The organism is Verrucosispora sp. WMMA2044 (assembly GCF_027497155.1).
Classification (GTDB): Bacteria; Actinomycetota; Actinomycetes; order Mycobacteriales; family Micromonosporaceae; genus Micromonospora; species Micromonospora palythoicola.
In genome coordinates this window covers 4,152,728-4,169,129 of record NZ_CP114913.1, presented here as the reverse complement: position 1 = coordinate 4,169,129, position 16,402 = coordinate 4,152,728, and the positions used below count along the sequence as shown (strand labels likewise).

Annotated in this window: 11 protein-coding genes; 7 read left to right on the top strand and 4 right to left on the bottom strand. The window is 71.6% G+C overall.

Features of this window, described 5'->3' with window-relative positions:
• The first annotated feature begins 58 nt into the window (after positions 1-58).
• Complete coding sequence (locus O3597_RS18945; protein WP_281601917.1) at positions 59-2,416, top strand: 1-deoxy-D-xylulose-5-phosphate synthase N-terminal domain-containing protein; 2,358 nt, start codon at positions 59-61, stop codon at positions 2,414-2,416.
• 112 nt (positions 2,417-2,528) lie between these two features.
• Here O3597_RS18945 and O3597_RS18940 read toward each other — a convergent pair whose 3' ends face one another.
• Together O3597_RS18940 and O3597_RS18935 are read right to left on the bottom strand one after the other, a co-directional pair.
• Positions 2,529-4,145 carry a metallophosphoesterase gene (locus O3597_RS18940; RefSeq protein ID WP_281601916.1) on the bottom strand — a complete coding sequence of 539 codons (1,617 nt, stop codon included), beginning with the start codon at positions 4,143-4,145 and terminating at the stop codon, positions 2,529-2,531.
• Positions 4,146-4,211: 66 nt separating this feature from the next.
• Complete coding sequence (locus tag O3597_RS18935; RefSeq protein WP_164445782.1) at positions 4,212-5,435, bottom strand: PQQ-dependent sugar dehydrogenase; 1,224 nt, start codon at positions 5,433-5,435, stop codon at positions 4,212-4,214.
• A 38-nt stretch (positions 5,436-5,473) separates the two neighbouring features.
• Between O3597_RS18935 and O3597_RS18930 the strand changes: the two genes are divergently transcribed.
• Positions 5,474-6,400, top strand: coding sequence for a 2-hydroxyacid dehydrogenase (locus tag O3597_RS18930; protein ID WP_164445781.1), 927 nt, complete (start codon positions 5,474-5,476; stop codon positions 6,398-6,400).
• Here O3597_RS18930 and O3597_RS18925 read toward each other — a convergent pair.
• Positions 6,394-6,771, bottom strand: coding sequence for a PH domain-containing protein (locus O3597_RS18925; protein ID WP_164445780.1), 378 nt, complete (start codon positions 6,769-6,771; stop codon positions 6,394-6,396). The two genes, O3597_RS18930 and O3597_RS18925, sit on opposite strands and share 7 nt — an antisense overlap.
• Before the next feature lie 232 nt (positions 6,772-7,003).
• Between O3597_RS18925 and O3597_RS18920 the strand changes: the two genes are divergently transcribed.
• A complete protein-coding gene (locus O3597_RS18920; protein WP_281601915.1) occupies positions 7,004-9,268 on the top strand; it encodes an EAL domain-containing protein in 2,265 nt (754 codons plus the stop codon).
• 22 nt (positions 9,269-9,290) lie between these two features.
• Here O3597_RS18920 and O3597_RS18915 read toward each other — a convergent pair whose 3' ends face one another.
• Positions 9,291-10,313 carry a LacI family DNA-binding transcriptional regulator gene (locus tag O3597_RS18915; protein ID WP_164445779.1) on the bottom strand — a complete coding sequence of 341 codons (1,023 nt, stop codon included), beginning with the start codon at positions 10,311-10,313 and terminating at the stop codon, positions 9,291-9,293.
• 387 nt (positions 10,314-10,700) lie between these two features.
• Between O3597_RS18915 and O3597_RS18910 the strand changes: the two genes are divergently transcribed.
• The 4 genes from O3597_RS18910 to O3597_RS18895 are packed head-to-tail and all read left to right on the top strand — an operon-like array spanning position 10,701 to position 16,384.
• Positions 10,701-11,978, top strand: a complete 1,278-nt coding sequence (locus tag O3597_RS18910; protein WP_281601914.1) for an ABC transporter substrate-binding protein — start codon at positions 10,701-10,703, stop codon at positions 11,976-11,978.
• Positions 11,978-12,970 carry a sugar ABC transporter permease gene (locus O3597_RS18905; protein WP_281601913.1) on the top strand — a complete coding sequence of 331 codons (993 nt, stop codon included), beginning with the start codon at positions 11,978-11,980 and terminating at the stop codon, positions 12,968-12,970. Before O3597_RS18910 ends, O3597_RS18905 begins: the two co-directional genes overlap by 1 nt.
• Positions 12,971-12,992: 22 nt before the next feature.
• Positions 12,993-13,904: a carbohydrate ABC transporter permease gene (locus tag O3597_RS18900; RefSeq protein WP_281601912.1), complete on the top strand. Its 912-nt coding sequence runs from the start codon at positions 12,993-12,995 to the stop codon at positions 13,902-13,904.
• Positions 13,905-13,957: 53 nt separating this feature from the next.
• Positions 13,958-16,384: a glycoside hydrolase family 2 protein gene (locus tag O3597_RS18895; protein ID WP_281604587.1), complete on the top strand. Its 2,427-nt coding sequence runs from the start codon at positions 13,958-13,960 to the stop codon at positions 16,382-16,384.
• Positions 16,385-16,402 lie beyond the last annotated feature (18 nt).

The window sequence follows — 16,402 nt, the reverse complement described above, 5'->3', positions numbered from 1 at the left end:
TCAACGAGGTGTGCCACCCCTCGCGAGGCGTCAATGGCGACGTCTGGATGGAGTTTTCGTGGATCAGCACGACCTTGATGTTCTTGACGAGATCCAGCGGCGGGTGTTGTGGCTCGCCACCCGGATCGTGGACGCGGCCAATCACGACCGGGGTGCTGGGGACGGGGTGAAGGTCGGTGGGCACCAGGCGTCCAGCGCGTCGCTCGTCACCGCGATGACCGCGCTGTGGTTCGTCCACCTGGACGCCGAGGACCGGGTCGCTGTCAAGCCGCACGCCTCGCCGGTCTTCCACGCCATCCAGTACCTGCTGAGCAACCTGGACCGGTCGTACCTGCCCCGGCTGCGGGCACGGGGCGGACTCCAGTCGTACCCGTCGCGGACGAAGGACCCGGACGAGGTGGACTTCTCCACCGGGTCGGTGGGGCTCGGTGCCGCCGCGCCGCTGTTCGCGGCGGTGACCCGGCGCTACGTCGACGCCCACTTCGGGGCCCGGCCGCACTCCCGGTTCGTCGCCCTGATCGGTGACGCCGAGCTGGACGAGGGCAACATCTGGGAGGCCGTCGCCGACCCGGCCACCACCGGGCTCGGCAACGTCATGTGGGTGGTCGACTTCAACCGGCAGTCGCTGGACCGGGTGGTCCCGGGGGTGCGGATCGACCAGTGGCGTGGCCAGTTCGAGGCCGCCGGCTGGCACGTCGTCGAGGTCAAGTACGGCCGCCGGCTCGCCGAGGCGTACGACCGGCCGGGCGGGACGGCGTTGCGCGACTGGATTGACGCGATGCCGAACGAGCAGTACCAGTCGCTGTTCGGGTTGACCGGCCCGGCGCTGCGCAAGCAGTTCCTGGACGGTGCCCCCGAGGGCATCGCGGCGTTGATCGCCGACGTCTCCGACGCCGATCTCGGCCCACTCGTCACCGACCTGGGCGGGCACGACCTGGCGGCGCTGCTGGACGCGTACGCCCAGTGCGACGCGGTGACCGACCGGCCGAGCGTGGTGTTCGCGTACACCGTCAAGGGGTGGGGGTTGCCGATCGCCGGCAATCCGCGCAACCACTCGGCCCTGCTGACCGGCGAGCAGGTGGACGCGTTGCGCGCCGCGCAGGGGTTGACCCGGGACACCGAGTGGGACCGGCTCGACCCGGCATCGCCGGCCGGGATCCGGGCCGGGCAGCGTCGGGAGGCGCTGTCCCGCGCGCCCCGCGAGCGTGCGCTGGGGGTCACCGTGCCCCAGGCCACGAACGTACGCGCCAACAAGCCGATCTCCACGCAGGAGGTCTTCGGCCGGGTGCTCGTCGACCTGGCCCGTGACCCGCAGGTGGGCCGGTACCTCGTCACCACCGCACCGGACGTGGCCACCTCCACCAACCTGGCCGGGTTCATCAACAAGACCGGCGTGTTCGCACCGACCGCCCAGCGTTCCTGGTCGGAGGACCGGATGCTGCGCTGGACGGAGAGCCCCGAGGGTCAGCACATCGAGCTGGGCATCTCCGAGATGAACCTGTTCCTGCTGCTCGGCCAGCTCGGCCTGGCGTGGGACCTGTCCGGGCAGCCGCTGCTGCCGGTCGGCACCGTCTACGACCCGTTCGTGCTACGCGGGCTCGACGCGTTCCTGTACGGCACCTACTCCGGTGCCCGCTTCGTGGTCGCGGGTACCCCGTCCGGGGTCACCCTCGCGCCGGAGGGTGGCGCCCACCAGTCGACCATCACCGCGAGCGTGGGCCTGGAACTGCCCGGGGTGACCTTCGTCGAGCCCGCGTACGCGGCGAGCCTCGACTGGCTGCTCTGCGACGCGTTCGGGCACATCGCTGGTGCGGACCGGGCGACGCCGACGGCGGTGCCGACCGAGGACGGGGCGTACTACTTCCGGCTCAGCACCCGGCCGGTGGACCAGGCACCGTTCGAGGCGGCCCGGGCCCGGCTCGGTGACGCGGTGCTGCGCCGGCAGGTGCTCGCCGGGGCGTACCGGCTGGTCGACGCCCACCAGGCGTACCCGCACCTGGCCGACGCACCGACCGTGCAACTGGCCGCCTCCGGTGCGGTGCTGCCCGAGGTGCTGGCCGCCGCGGCGGAACTGGCCGACGAGGGGGTCGCCGCCCATGTGGTGGACGTGACCAGCCTGGATCGCCTCTACCGGGCCTGGCAACGCACGCTGCGCCAGGGCGTACGCACGGCGACCGTGCCGAGCGTGCCGGGCGCGCTGCGGTCCGCCTTCGCCGACCGGGTGCCGGTGGTGACCGTGCACGACGCCGCCTCGCACGCCATGGCCTGGCTCGGCTCGGCAGTGGCCGCGCCGGCGGTTCCGCTCGGCGTCGACGAGTTCGGCCAGTCCGGCAGCGTCCACGACCTCTACGACCTGCACGACCTGCTCCCCGGCAGCATCGTCAACGCCGCCCTCGCCGCCCTCTCCCTCCGCTGACCCACCCCATCCCCTGGTTGATCATGAAGTTGTTGTCACCGGTGAGCGCTCTCCCGGACAACAACTTCATGATCGACGGGGAAAGGTTGGGTGGGGTGGGGGAGGGGAGGGGTCAGCGGGTGGGGGTTGGGGTGGGGGAGATGGTGGTGGGGGTGGCTGTGGGGGTGGCGCCGAGGGGGGTGGTTACCGGTGGGGCGATGACGGTGCGTTCGAGGTTCACCTGGGCCTGGCCGGTGCCGCCCACGGTGATGTCGTCGTACGCCTGGAGTCGCTTCTCCTGGTCGAAGTAGAGCACCGTCATCGCCAGTGGGGTCGGCTCCTCCTGCTCCAGCCCCCGCAGTCCGGCACCGCCGGTGGAGCCCTGCACCATCAGCGTGGTGGGCTGCTGGCCGGGAACCTCCGGCAGCGTGTTGACCTGCCGATCGTGGGTGTGCCCGGCGAGCACCAGCGGAGTGGTGCCGGAGAGCGGGCCGGCGGCGGCCGGGTCGTGCACGAGCGCGATGTCGACCGGCCGGGGCGAGCTGCGGATCGTGGCGGCGAGGGTCTCACCGTTGGTGATCAACTCGTCCGCGGTGGACTGGTTCAGCCCGCCGCTGGCCGGCGAGGTGCTCTTGTCCGGGGTGAAGCGGGGATCACCGATCCCGGCGACGGTCAGCCCGGCGACGGTGGTCGTGGTGTTGTCCAGTACCACCGCGTTCGGTTGGCGGGCCACCGCCGCCGCCGTACGGCCCGAGTCGTGGTTGCCCCGGATGTACACGTACGGCTTCTCCAGCAGGCTGATCGAGCCGACGTAGGACGCCTCGGGCTCGCTGCCCCAGTCGGTGATGTCACCGGTGTCGATCACCACGTCGATCCCGAACTGCTCGGTCACGGTCCGGATGAGCTGCCAGGCGCTCGGGTTGAGGTGCAGATCGGAGATGTGCAACACCCGGGTGGTGCCCGGGTCCGGCTCGTACACCGGCAGCGCCGACACCGTCGTGTAGAGCTGGGTGACGTTGCCGATGAGCCGTTGGAGCTGCTCGGCGTACCGGGTGTAGTCGTCGGCGATCTTGCGCACGTCACCGACGATGGCCGGGGCGTTGACCAGCAGTCCCTCGTACCGGGGCTCCTCGATCGACTGGGGTCGGATGGTGGCGGCGGCGGTGCCCAGGCTACCGGCCGTGATCAGCAGCGCGAGGCCGCCGGCCCAGGCCGCCCGGCGGGTGTCGCGGAACACCAGCAGCGCCAGCACCAGGGTGGCCAGTACGGCGGAGCCGACCGTGCGCAGGCCGAGCCGCATCACCCCCTCCCGAACCTCGTCGACCGCCGACTGGGTGGCCCGGTTGAGGCTCGCCGGGTCGCCGATCAGGGCCTCGACCCGGCTCTGCTCCAACGCGCCCAGCTCCACGGTCAGCTGGGTCGGCCCGTCGTGGCTGTCCAGCAGCAACGAGCCCAGCGGGGGGATGTCGACGGTGGTGCCGCCGTCGGTCGTCGGTGACACGGCCAGGCGAGCGTGGAACGGCCCGATCTCGGTGCCCACGTTGCCGCCCGCCACGACCCCGGCGAGCACACCGAAGAGCGTGACGACCAGGACGGCCAGGCCGACAGCGAGGCGGCGCAGGCCCAGGTGCCACCCGACGCCGGCACGCGATGCCGCGGAACGTCGCGTCAGTGGGAAGCGACGCGACCGATCAGGGGTCGTCTCCCCGTCCCGGTCGCGGCGTGGCTCGTCGTTCTGCTGACCGTCCATGATGAGATTCTGACCTGCCCGCCGAAAGATCTTGGCAAACCTGGAATGAGGTCGTGCGTCGGCGCCTCAGCTACGCCCGGCACCGCCACCGGCGAAGACGAGGCGCAGCAACCGGTCGTCCTCGGGCGCCGGCCGGCCCCGCCCGTCGTGGTTGGAGGTGCTGACCCAGAGCGAACCGTCCGGCGCGGCGGCGATCGCCCGCAGTCGCCCGTACCGCTCGGTCAGCAGGGCCTGCGGCTGGCCGAGGACCGTGCCGGTCTCGGTCAGCTCGACCAGCCAGAGCCGTTGACCGCGCAGGCAGGCGGTGGCGAGCATCCGTTCCACCGCGGCCAGGCCGGAGCAGGACGCCTCATCGGTCGACCACTGCACGATCGGGTCGACGTACCGGTCGTCGTCCTCGCGCCCCTCGACCTCGGGCCAGCCGTAGTTCTTGCCCTTGGTGATCTGGTTGATCTCGTCCCAGGTGTTCTGGCCGAACTCGACGGCGTACATCCGGTCGCCGGACCAGGCGATGCCCTGCACGTTGCGGTGCCCCAGCGACCAGACGGGCGAGTCCGGGAAGGGATTCCCGGGCGCCGGCTTGCCGTCCGGTGTGATCCGCAGGATCTTGCCGCCGAGTTGCTCGACGTCCTGCGACTGGTCGGTGTCCCCGGCGTCGCCGGTGCTGGCGTAGAGCTGCCCGTCCGGGCCGAAGGCCAGGCCGCCGCCGTTGTGGATGCCCGCCTTGGGAATGCCGGTCAGGATCGGGGTCGGTTTCTCACCGAGTCGCAGCCGGGCCACCCGGTTGTCCCGTTCGGCGGTGTAGTAGACGAAGACCGTCCGGTCCTGGGCGAACTCGGGAGAGACCGCGATGCCCAGCAGACCACCCTCGCCCGAGGCGACCACGTCGTCGATGGTCTGCACCTCGGTGATCTTCAAACCGTCGGCGGTCGACTCCGGGCCGACCTGGACGATGCGGCCGCTGTCGCGTTCGGTGACCAGGGCGCCGCCGTCGGGCAGGAAAGCGATCCCCCACGGCACCCGCAACCCCTGCGCGAGCACGGTGGCGACGACCTCCTGGTCGCCATCGCCCGTGGTGACCGTCGGACTGGGCAGGTTCGGTGGCTCGCCGGCCGGGTCGGGTTCCGGGTCGCCGAGGCTGCAACCACCGGCGACGAGCAGCAGCGTCGCGCAGGACGCCACGAGGGCGGCACGAACCTGACGGGCGCGGAGGTACGGGGGAGCGCTCACCCGCCCCAGAGTAGCCCGCCGAGGCCGACCCCGTGGATGGCGGCGCGGGTCGCCCCCCATCGGCTGGTCGGCCCGCGCCGACGCCTATCGTCGGCGAGGTGAAGGTTTGGATCCCGCACGAGGCCGGCCACGTCCTGCTCGGCGAGCTGCCGCCGGGGGTCGTCGTCGAGACGATGGAGGATCCGGCGAAGCTGCCGTCGCCGAGGGCCGGCGTTCGGTTCTGGGTGCCGCCGTTCCTGGCCGGTGAGGAGGCCGTGGCCCTGCTGCGCGAGCTGCCCGACCTGGCGGTGGTGCAGCTGCTCTCGGCCGGTGCCGACGCCTGGGTGGGTCGGGTGCCCGACGGTGTCACGCTCTGCGACGCCCGCGGGGTGCACGACCCGTCCACCGCCGAGTGGGTGGTCGCCGCGATCCTCGCCCAGCTGCGCGCCTTCCCGGCGATGGCCCGCGCGCAGGCCCGGCGGCGGTGGGCGTACGACGAGGTGGCCCCCACCGACGAACTGGCCGGCAAACGGGTGCTGATCGTCGGCTCGGGGTCGATCGGGACCGCGTTGCGGGCGCGGCTGACGCCGTTCGAGGTGGAGTTCCTGCTGGTGGCCCGCAGCGCCCGGCCCGAGCAGGGGGTGCACGGCGTCGACGAGTTGCCGCGACTGCTGCCGCGGGCCGACGTCGTGGTGCTGCTGGTGCCGCTGACCGAGCAGACCCGAGGGCTGGTCGACGAGAGGTTCCTCGCCGCGATGCGGGACGGGGCCCTGCTGGTCAACGCCGCCCGGGGCCCAGTTGCCCGGACCGACGCCCTTGTCGCCGAGCTGGCCACCGGACGGATCTCCGCCGCGCTGGACGTGACCGACCCCGAGCCGCTACCCGCCGACCACCCGCTCTGGGAGATGCCGAACGTGCTGATCACTCCGCACGTGGCCGGCTCGGTACGGGGCCTGCTGCCCAGGGCGTACCGGCTGGTCGGTCAGCAGATCCGACGGTTCGCGGCCGGTGAGCCAACACGCAACGTCGTGGTGGACGGTTACTGATCCGCTCCGGCGACGTCGCGTCCGGCCGCCGTCACCAGTCTCGGCAGGTCCACACTCCGCACGGCCGGGAGCACGAACCATCGGCCGTCGTCGAGCTGGGCCACCGCCCGCCCGCGGGGGTCGGCCGCCAGCTCGACCACCTGGTCCCACGAGATCCGGCGCTCCCCGGCGAGCGCCCGTAGCCGTAGCCCCCGCACGTCGGCGTCGGTGCCGGCCCGCCAGGCCCAGACCGCCACCGCCAGCGGCACCAGCAGCACCGGCAGCAGGTAGGGGCGGGAACTGGCCAGCGGCACGGCGCCGATGGTGGCGACGATCGCCCCGGCCAGGATGGCCTGGTTGTGCCGGAATCGTGCGGTGTCGGTGCGCGGCATGACCAGATGATCCCACCTCGGCGGAGACGGCTGGCGGTGGGCCGTCGGTCGCGAGCGGCACGCCCGTCCGGCGACACCGGCGTGGGTCCAGCTCCACACTCGGTTGTCGTGACCTGACTCACTGTCGACAGGCCGTCACTTCTCGCCGAACGACTCGTTCACCGGGGGTGGGCGGTGGACCATGTCCGTCGTCCGCGTACCGCCCCCGTGCCCCCTCACGAAGGCGACCGCCGTGCCCGTCGCGTCTGTGTTCCGTAGCGCTCCGTCCTGTGCCAGCGCCCGGCCGCTCCTGCCGGAGACCTGTGTGCTCGCGGTCGCCGCCGTGCTGATCGTCCTCGGTGCGGCCGGTCCGGTGCCTCCCCTCGCCGTGGTGGCGCTGGCCGGTGCGGCCGCGTCCACGTTGGCGGGGGTTCGGCTGTCCCGGCTGACCCTCGGCCCCGATCCGGCGGCCGGACCGCCGGCCGGCCGGCTGGCCCGCCGCCGGGCGGCGCGTCCACGACGGGCCGCCGCCCTGCTGCATGCTGCGGTGGTGACCGCCGGCCTGACCGCGGCGGTGCTACCGCTGGCCTCCGCCGGATACCGCCCGGCGGCCGCCGCGGCCGGGCTCGCCGGCACCGGCGCGCTGCTCGGCGGTGGTCTGTTCAGCCTGCACCGGTCGCGTCGGTCGGTGCGGGGTCGGCTGCACCGGCTGCTCGACCAGGCCGCACCCGGTGTCTGCCTGGTCCTCACCGCCTGGCTGCTGCTGCCGTACGCCGGTGTGCCCGCGCCGGTGCGCCTGGCGGTCGCGGTGGCCCTGGGCCTACTCGCCGTCGACGCGTTGGCCGTGCTGACCGGGGCCGGCCGCGACGGCGGTACCGCCCGGTGTCGTGGCGGCTCCGCGCTGACCCTGTTCGCCCTGGTGCTGCTGGCCGGGTTGCCGGCCGGTCCTGCCGGCGGGCGGGTGGCGCTGCTGGCCGTGCCGCCCCTCGTGGTCGGCGTGCTGCTGGTCGCGGCCGGGGTCCGGCAGGTGGCGCAGCCCGCACCCGCCCGGCGGACCGCACTGGCCTGGCCACGGGCGGTGCTCCCACCGGTCGCGGTGGCGCTCGCCGCCGTCCACCAGTTGCAGGCCGGTCTGCTGCCCGACCGCACGGCGGTGCTGCTCGCGCTCGCTGTGGTCCCGCCACTTGTGGTGCGCCAACTGGTCGATACCGCGGCCGCGACGTCGAGCGACGAGTCGGCCGCCGCCCCGGACCCGATGTCCGCGAAGGCACCGGCACCCGCCGACCCGGGTGGCTCCGCAGGTCGCGCCGGCCTGCTGCGGGCGCTGGCGGCCCGCCCCGAACCGGCCTGCGGCGCCCTGCTCGTGGTCGACCTGCACCTCACCGAACTGCCCGGCCGGCTGGTGCGCGACGACGTCGCCGCCGAGGCCGTTCGCCGGGCCCGAGCCGTGGCCGCCGACGACGGCGAGGTGTTCGACCTGACCGGTACGGGACTCGCGGTGGTCAGCGGGTCCGGAGCGGTGCTCGCGTACGCGCTCGGCACCCGGCTGCTCACCGCGCTGAGTCGACCCTACGAGGTTGCCGGGGCGGTGCTGCGGTCGCGACCCAGCATCGGGCTGACCGAGTTGGGCAGCGGGCAGCCGGAGGACCTGTTCCGCCAGGCGGACCTGGCCCGTCGGCGCGCGGCGCAACTCGGCCGGGACCGGGTCGAGTGGTACGACGCCTACCTGGAGGAGCAGCTGGTCCGCCGGCTCGACCTGGAGCGGGAGCTGCCCGGCGCGGTCGCCCGGGGCGAGTTGGATCTGGTCTACCAGCCGGTGCTCAGCCTGGCCGACCGGGCTCCGGTCGGCACCGAGGCGCTGTTGCGGTGGCGCAACCCGGTGCTGGGCACCGTTTTCCCGACGGAACTGCTACCGGTGGCCGAGGATCTCGACATCGTGGGCGAGCTGGGCACCTGGGTGCTGGACCGGGCCTGTCGACAGTTGGCCGACTGGACGGTGGGTGGCCGGCGGATGTGGATGGCGGTGAACGTGACCACCCGGGAACTCACCTCACCGGACTTCGTGCCCCGGACGGCGGCGGTGCTGGAGGCATACGGGGTGGGACCGGACCAACTGGTGGTCGAGGTCGCCGAGCCGAAGGTCGCCGCCGAGTTGCCGACGGTGGTGGCCCGGCTCGCCGGGCTGCGCTCGATGGGCATCCGCACCGCGCTCGACGACTTCCGGGCCGAGCACGCCTCCCTCGCCCAACTCCGGCGACTACCGATCGACCTGCTCAAGGTCGGGCCGGAGGTGGCCACGGCCGGTGCTGACCCGCACCGACCTCTGCTGGACGTGGTGGTCACGGTGGCCGAGCGGCTGGGTCTTGAGGTGGTGGCCGAGGAACTGGAGTCGGCCCACCAGGTCGAGGGGGCGCACCGGGCCGGCTGCCGCTACGGCCAGGGCTTCGAGCTGGCCCGGCCGGCGACCGCCGAGCGGGTCGAGGCGTACTTCGAGGAGTTTCCCTCGACGTCGCGTTGACCGGTGCGGCCGCTCAGCCGCTTCACCTGTTGCCGGGGGCGGGGCCGGTGCTGCCGCGTGGCGTCAGATGCGGGGCCTCGTCCTCCAGCCCGCCCGTCGGGGCTCCCTCGATCAGCTGCAGCAACTGGCGCGCCGCGTGTGCCCCGTAGGCCGGGATGTCCCGACTCAACGCGGTGAGCGGTGGATGCACCAGCCGACACAGCGGGGAGTCGTCCCAGGCCACGATGGACAGATCGGCGGGGACCGCGAGCCCCATCTCCTGGGCCACCGACAGCCCGGCAATCGCCATCACGTCGTTGTCGTAGATCATCGCGGTCGGGCGGACCCGGGAACTGAGCAGCCGCCGGGTGGCTCGGGCACCCTCCTCGCCGGTGTAGTCGGAGGAGGCGGTGATTGCCTCGGCGAGACCGAGCCGCCGGCACACCTCGGTGAACGCCTGGGTACGGATCGCGGTGTGCTGCAGCTCGGGCAGGCCGCCGACCCGGGCGATCCTGCGGTGACCGAGGGCGTAGAGGTACTCCACCGTCTCCACGAGTGCCGCCGCGTCGTCCGACCAGACACTCGGCAGCCCGCCGGTGCCGGTCGGGCCGCCGATCACCACGGCCGGCAGACCCAGCTCCTCCAGCACCGGCACCCGCCCGTCGTCGGTCCGCAGATCGCAGATCAGCACGCCGTCGACCCGCCGCTCGCCCCACCAGCGCCGGTACACCGCGATCTCGGCGCTCTGGTCGGCGACCACCTGGAGAGTCAGCGCGTACGACCGGGCGGACAGCTCCGCCTCGACGCCGCTGATCAGCTCCATGAAGAACGGCTCGATGCCGAGGGTTCGCGCCGGGCGGGCGAGGATCAGGCCGATGGCCCGGGCGGTCGCGCCGGACAGGGCGCGGGCGGCGCTGCTCGGGCTGAACCCGATCTCGGCGGCGATGGCGAGGATGCGTTGCCGGGTCGCCTCGGAGACGCCCGGCTGGCCGTTCAGCGCGTACGAGACCGCACCCTTGGAGACCCCCGCCCGCCGGGCGACGTCCGCGATCGTGGGCCGCTTCACCGGCGTACGCCCTCCTGAACCAGTTCGTCCTGCCGGCCGCGTCGATGGCGCGGGCGGCTGTGGCACACGCTACCCGTCCGCCCGACCGTCGGACGGTACGGGGCGGTGCGCCACCGGCCAGCATGCGAACTTGTGCGGTTCAGTCGACGGGTCGGCTCGCTGTCGGTCGTTCCTTCGGGTGCTTGGACTCCCACGCTCTACCGCCGATGATCCCTGATATACCAGGCGATCCCACATGAAAGGACAGGCTGGAGGTTAACGGCGGCGCTCAATGTTAACCCGTCGTTGACACGCTGACGACACCCTCGTACGGTGACCTCACTTATCCGGTTCAGTCAACGTTCCTCGATCTCTGGAGCGTTTCCAACGGGTGTCGGAGGATGGATCATGAGATGGTCTACGCCGCGGTGGCTGCGGGTCGCAGCCGTAGGTCTGACGGTCGGCTCCCTGGTTGTCGCGTGCAGCGGGCGCAGCACCCAGAGCGGCGGCGACAGCGGTGGCGCGGTGACGCTGACGATCAACTTCTGGGGCGACTTCGGGCTCCAGGACCTGAAGGCGAAGTACGAGGCGGAGAACCAGAACGTCACGATCGCCCTCAACTCGGGTGAGTACAACGCCCAGCACGAGGACCTGCAGAAGAAGCTGATCGCGGGCTCGGGTGCGCCCGACATCGCGGCGATCGACGAGGGCTTCATGGTCCAGTTCCGCAGCCAGGCCGACAAGTTCGTCAACCTGCTCGACTCCGGCGCCGGCAAGTACGAGGCGAACTACCTGCCGTGGAAGTGGAAGCAGTCCCTGTCCGCGGACGGTGCCACCCAGATCGGCCTCGGCACCGACGTCGGCGGGCTGGCCATGTGCTATCGCACCGACCTGTTCGCCGCCGCCGGCCTGCCCACCGAGCGGGAACAGGTCTCCGCGCTCTGGCCCACCTGGGACAGGTTCCTGGAGGTCGGCCAGCAGTACACCGCCACGACCAGGAAGAAGTTCGTCGACAACGCGACGAACCTGTTCAACCCGATCCTCGGTCAGCAGCAGGTCGGCTTCTACGACGAGAACGAGCAACTGCGGATGGAGGGTGGGCCGAAGGTCGCCTTCGACTACGCGGTGCGGGCCGCCGACGCCGGGCTGTCGGCCAACCTCACCAGCTTCCAGGCCGACTGGGACAAGGGCTTCACCAGCGGCTCGTTCGCGGTGCTGGCCTGCCCGGCATGGATGCTCGGGCACATCCAGAACACCGCTCCCGGCACCAGGGGCAAGTGGGACATCGCCGCGGTGCCCGGAGGCGGCGGCAACTGGGGTGGTTCGTTCCTCACCATCCCCAAGCAAGGCAGGAACATCGACGAGGCGTACAAGTTCCTGGAGTGGCTGATCCAGCCGGAGCAGCAGATCGAGGTCTTCAAGACGGTCGGCAACCTGCCCTCGCAGCCGGCGCTCTACACCGACCCGGCGATCGCCGACTTCAAGAACGAGTTCTTCAACTCCGCGCCGGTCGGCCAGATCTTTCCCAGGATGGCCGAGGGCCTGACACCGCAGTACCTGGGCAGGAAGAACGGCCCCACCCGGGTCGCCGTGGAGAACGTCATCAACCGGGTGCAGAACGGAACCCTCGCGCCGGACGCCGCCTGGGCCGAGGCGCTCAAGGAAGCCGAGAAGGCCAGCAGGTAATGTCCACCACCCGCGCGACCCCCGCGCCGGCCACCCGCCGCCCCCGGCCCACTCCCGGCCGGTCGATGACCTGGCGCGACCGGCTGCACCGTTTCGACATGCGGTACGTGCCGTACCTGATGATCGCGCCGTTCTTTCTGCTCTTCCTCGTCTTCGGGCTCTTCCCGATGGTCTTCAACGGCGTGGTGGCGCTGCGCCACTGGCGCCTCGACGACCCGGAGCTGACCGGCTGGGCCGGCTTCGCGAACTTCAGTCGGCTGTTCACCGACGGCGACTTCGGCAACGCCCTCTACAACACCTTCGGCATCTTCCTGCTCTCCACGGTCCCGCAACTGCTGCTCGCCCTGATCATCGCGTCGCTGCTCAACCGTCGGCTGCGGGCCCAGACCTGGTGGCGGGTCGGTGCGCTGCTGCCCTACATCACCCCGATCACCGCCTCGACGCTGGTCTTCAACGTCTTCTTCGCCCGCGACCTCGGCATGGCGAACTGGGCCCTGGGCCTGATCGGCATCGGCACCGAGAACCCGATCGACTGGCGGGCCGACAAGATGCACTCCTGGATCGCCATCGCCACCATGGTCAACTGGAAGTGGATCGGCTACAACGCCCTGCTCTACCTGGCCGCGATGCAGTCCATCCCGCGTGACGTGTACGAGGCGTCGGCGCTCGACGGCGCCGGTCCGTGGCGTCAGCTCTGGCGGATCACCGTGCCGATGATCCGGCCGGTGGTCATCTTCACGGTGGTGCTGTCCACGATCGGCGGGCTGCAACTGTTCACCGAGCCGATGTTGTTCGACCTCAACGCGCAGGCCGCCACCGGCGGAGCCGGCGGCGAGTGGCAGACCGTCGCGCAGCTGATCTACAAGGTCGGTTGGAAGGACCTCAACCTCGGCTACGCCGCCGCGATGTCCTGGGCGCTGTTCCTCATCATCCTCGTGGTCGCCGCCCTGAACACCCTGTTGACCAACCGCATCTCGGGGGGACGCAAATGAGCGAGCGAAGCGAGGTGGCGCGATGAGCCTTCTGGAGCGACCCCGGCCGGCACCGTCGGCACCGCGCGGCGGACGCAGGCGGGCCGTGCTGCTCGGCCGGGCACCGCAGGACACCCCGGCCGGCCTCTGGACCTACCTGTTCCTGGCACTGAGCACGCTGTTCGCGGCGTTCCCGCTGTACTGGATGTTCGTCATCTCCACCAGCACCGACGAGGCGACCTCCCAGCTGCCACCGGTGGTGGTGCCGGGCGACCAGTTCCTGGTCAACCTGGACGAGGTGTTCTCACTCCAGGACGTCTACTTCGCGGCCTCCCTGGTGAACAGCGTGATCGTGTCGACGGCGGTCACCGCGTCGGTGCTGTTCTTCTGCTCGTTGGCCGGTTTCGCCTTCGCTAAGCTGCGGTTCCGGGGCAGCAGGCCGCTGATGCTGTTCGTGATCCTCACCCTGACCGTGCCCAACCAGCTCGGCGTGGTCGCGCTCTACATCGTGATGGGCAAGCTGGGCTGGAACGGCACCCTGCTGGCGGTGATCGTGCCCGGTCTGGTCACCGCCTTCGGGGTGTTCTACATGCGGCAGTTCATCGTCAACACGGTGCCTGACGAACTTGTCGAGTCGGCCAGGGTGGACGGGGCCACCACCATGCGGGTCTACTGGAACATCGTGTTGCCGGCGGTGCGGCCGGCGCTGGCGGTGCTCGGCCTGCTGACCTTCGTGGCCACCTGGAACGACTTCCAGTGGCCCCTGATCACCCTGAACGGCACCGACTATCCCACCTCGATGGTGGCCATCTCCGACCTGGCCAGCGGCAACTACGTCATCTACCGGCGGGTGCTTGCCGGCGCGTTCGTGGCCACCATCCCACTGTTGATCATGCTTGTCATCGGCGGTCGGCAGATCGTCCGGGGAATCATGGAAGGCGCGGTGAAATCTTGAGCGAGGCGCGGGGGACCGGTCCGATCCGGCTGGCGCTGCACGACGGGTGGACCATGCGGGCGGTGCCCGGCCAGCAGGTGCCGCCCGAGGTCGACGGAGCGACGGTGCCGGCCACCCTGCCGGGCTGTGTGCACACCGACCTGCTGGCGGCCGGGCTGATCCCCGATCCGTACCTCGACGACAACGAGACCGCGCTGGCCTGGATCGGGCGCACCGACTGGGTGTACGAGACCACCTTCGACCGGCCGCCCGGCGACCACTCCCGCCTCGACCTGGTCTGCGCCGGCCTGGACACGGTCGCCACGATCACACTCAACGGCGTCGAGGTCGGCCGTACCGAGAACATGCACCGAGGTCACCGCTTCGGCGTCGGGTCGCTGTTCCGCGCCGAGGGCAACCACCTGGTCGTACGCTTCGACTCCGCCTACCGGTACGCGGAGGCGCAGCGCGACCGGCTCGGCGACCGGCCCAACGCCTACCCAGAGCCCTTCCAGTTCATCCGCAAGATGGCCTGCAACTTCGGTTGGGACTGGGGACCGACGCTCGTCACCGCCGGCATCTGGCAGGAGATCGCCCTGCACGGCTGGTCGGCCGCCCGCCTGGCGGTGGTACGCCCACTCGTCACGGTGGATGGCGACACCGGCCGGGTGGAGGTGCACGTCGACGTGGAACGGGCCGTCGACCGGCCGCTCACCGTTCGGGCGCAGGTGGCGGGCCAGCGCGCCGAGGTGACAGTCCCGCCCGGGCAACGCTCCACGGTGGTGGCCCTCACCGTCCACCGACCGGAACTCTGGTGGCCCCGGGGCTACGGCGCACCGCACCGCCACGAGCTGACGGTCACCCTGCACGATGCCGACGGCGGCCCGCTCGACGAGTGGCACCGCAGGATCGGCTTCCGGTCGGTACGCCTGGACACCACCCCCGACGAGCACGGTGCCCCGTTCACGCTGTACGTCAACGAGGTGCCGGTCTTCGTCCGGGGCGTCAACTGGATCCCCGACGACGTCTTTCCCACCCGGGTTACCCGCCCGCGCCTGGCCCACCGCTTCGACCAGGCCGAGGCGGCAAACGTCAACCTGCTGCGTGTCTGGGGCGGCGGCCGGTACGAGTCGACGGACTTCTACGACCTGGCCGACGAGCGCGGACTGCTGGTCCAGCAGGACTTCCTCTTCGCCTGCGCCGCGTACCCGGAGGAGGAGCCGTTCGCCACCGAGGTGGCCGCCGAGGCCACCGAACAGGTGATCCGCCTCGCGCCGCACCCCTCGCTGGTGCTGTGGACCGGCAACAACGAGAACATCTGGGGCTGGCACGACTGGGACTGGCAGGCACCGTTGGCCGGGCGCAGCTGGGGGCGTGGCTACTACCTCGACCTGCTGCCGCGCATCGTCGCCGCGCTGGACCCGACCCGCCCGTACTGGCCGGGCAGCCCCTGGTCGGGCAGCGAGGAGATCCACCCCAACGATCCGGCGTACGGCACCACGCACATCTGGGACGTTTGGAACACCGACGACTACGTCAAGTACCGGGAGTACCTGCCCCGGTTCGTGGCCGAGTTCGGCTACCAGGGGCCTCCCGCGTACGCGACGCTGCGCCGGGCCCTCTCCGACGAGCCCCTCGCCCACGACTCGCCCGGCATGGCGCACCATCAGAAGGCCGCCGACGGGGACCGTAAGCTGCGCCGAGGGCTGGACGCGCACCTGCCCGAGCCGCGCGACTTCGACGACTGGCACTGGCTGACCCAGCTCAACCAGGCCCGGGCCATCGCCCTCGGGGTGGAACACTTCCGCTCCCACCGGGGCCGGTGCATGGGCACCATCGTCTGGCAGCTCAACGACTGCTGGCCGGTCACCTCGTGGGCCGCCATCGACGGCGACGGCCGCCGCAAACCACTCTGGTATGCGCTGCGCCGCTCCTACGCCGACCGGCTGCTCACCGTGCAGCCCCGCGACGGTGGGCTGGCCCTGGTCGCGGTCAACGACGACGGGCTGCCGTGGCGGGCGTCGGCCACGGTCACCCGGCTCACCCTGGCCGGGGAACCGAAAGCGAAGTCCATTCTGGAGCTGGAAGTGCCCGCGTACGAGACGGTGACCCTGGCACTGGCGGCGGAGCTGGCCCGGCCCGACGACGCCCGGGACGAACTGCTGGTCGCCGAGACCGACGACCCGGCCGAACGGGCCTGGTGGTTCTTTGCCGAGGACCGCGACGTGCGATGGCCGACGGCGGCCTTCGACGCGACGGTGCAGCCGACCGAGGGCGGCCAACAGGTACGCGTCACCGCCCGCACCATCCTGCGCGACGTGACCCTGTTTCCGGATCGCCTCGACCCGTCCGCTGAGGTCGACACGGCGCTTGTGACCCTGCTCCCCGGCGAGGCGGCGACCTTCACGGTGCGGTCGGCGGCACCCCTCGACCCCACCGCCCTCACCACCCGCCCGGTGCTGCGCTGCGTCAACGACCTGCCGGTACGGGCACCCGCATGACGCCTCGGGTGGCGGCGG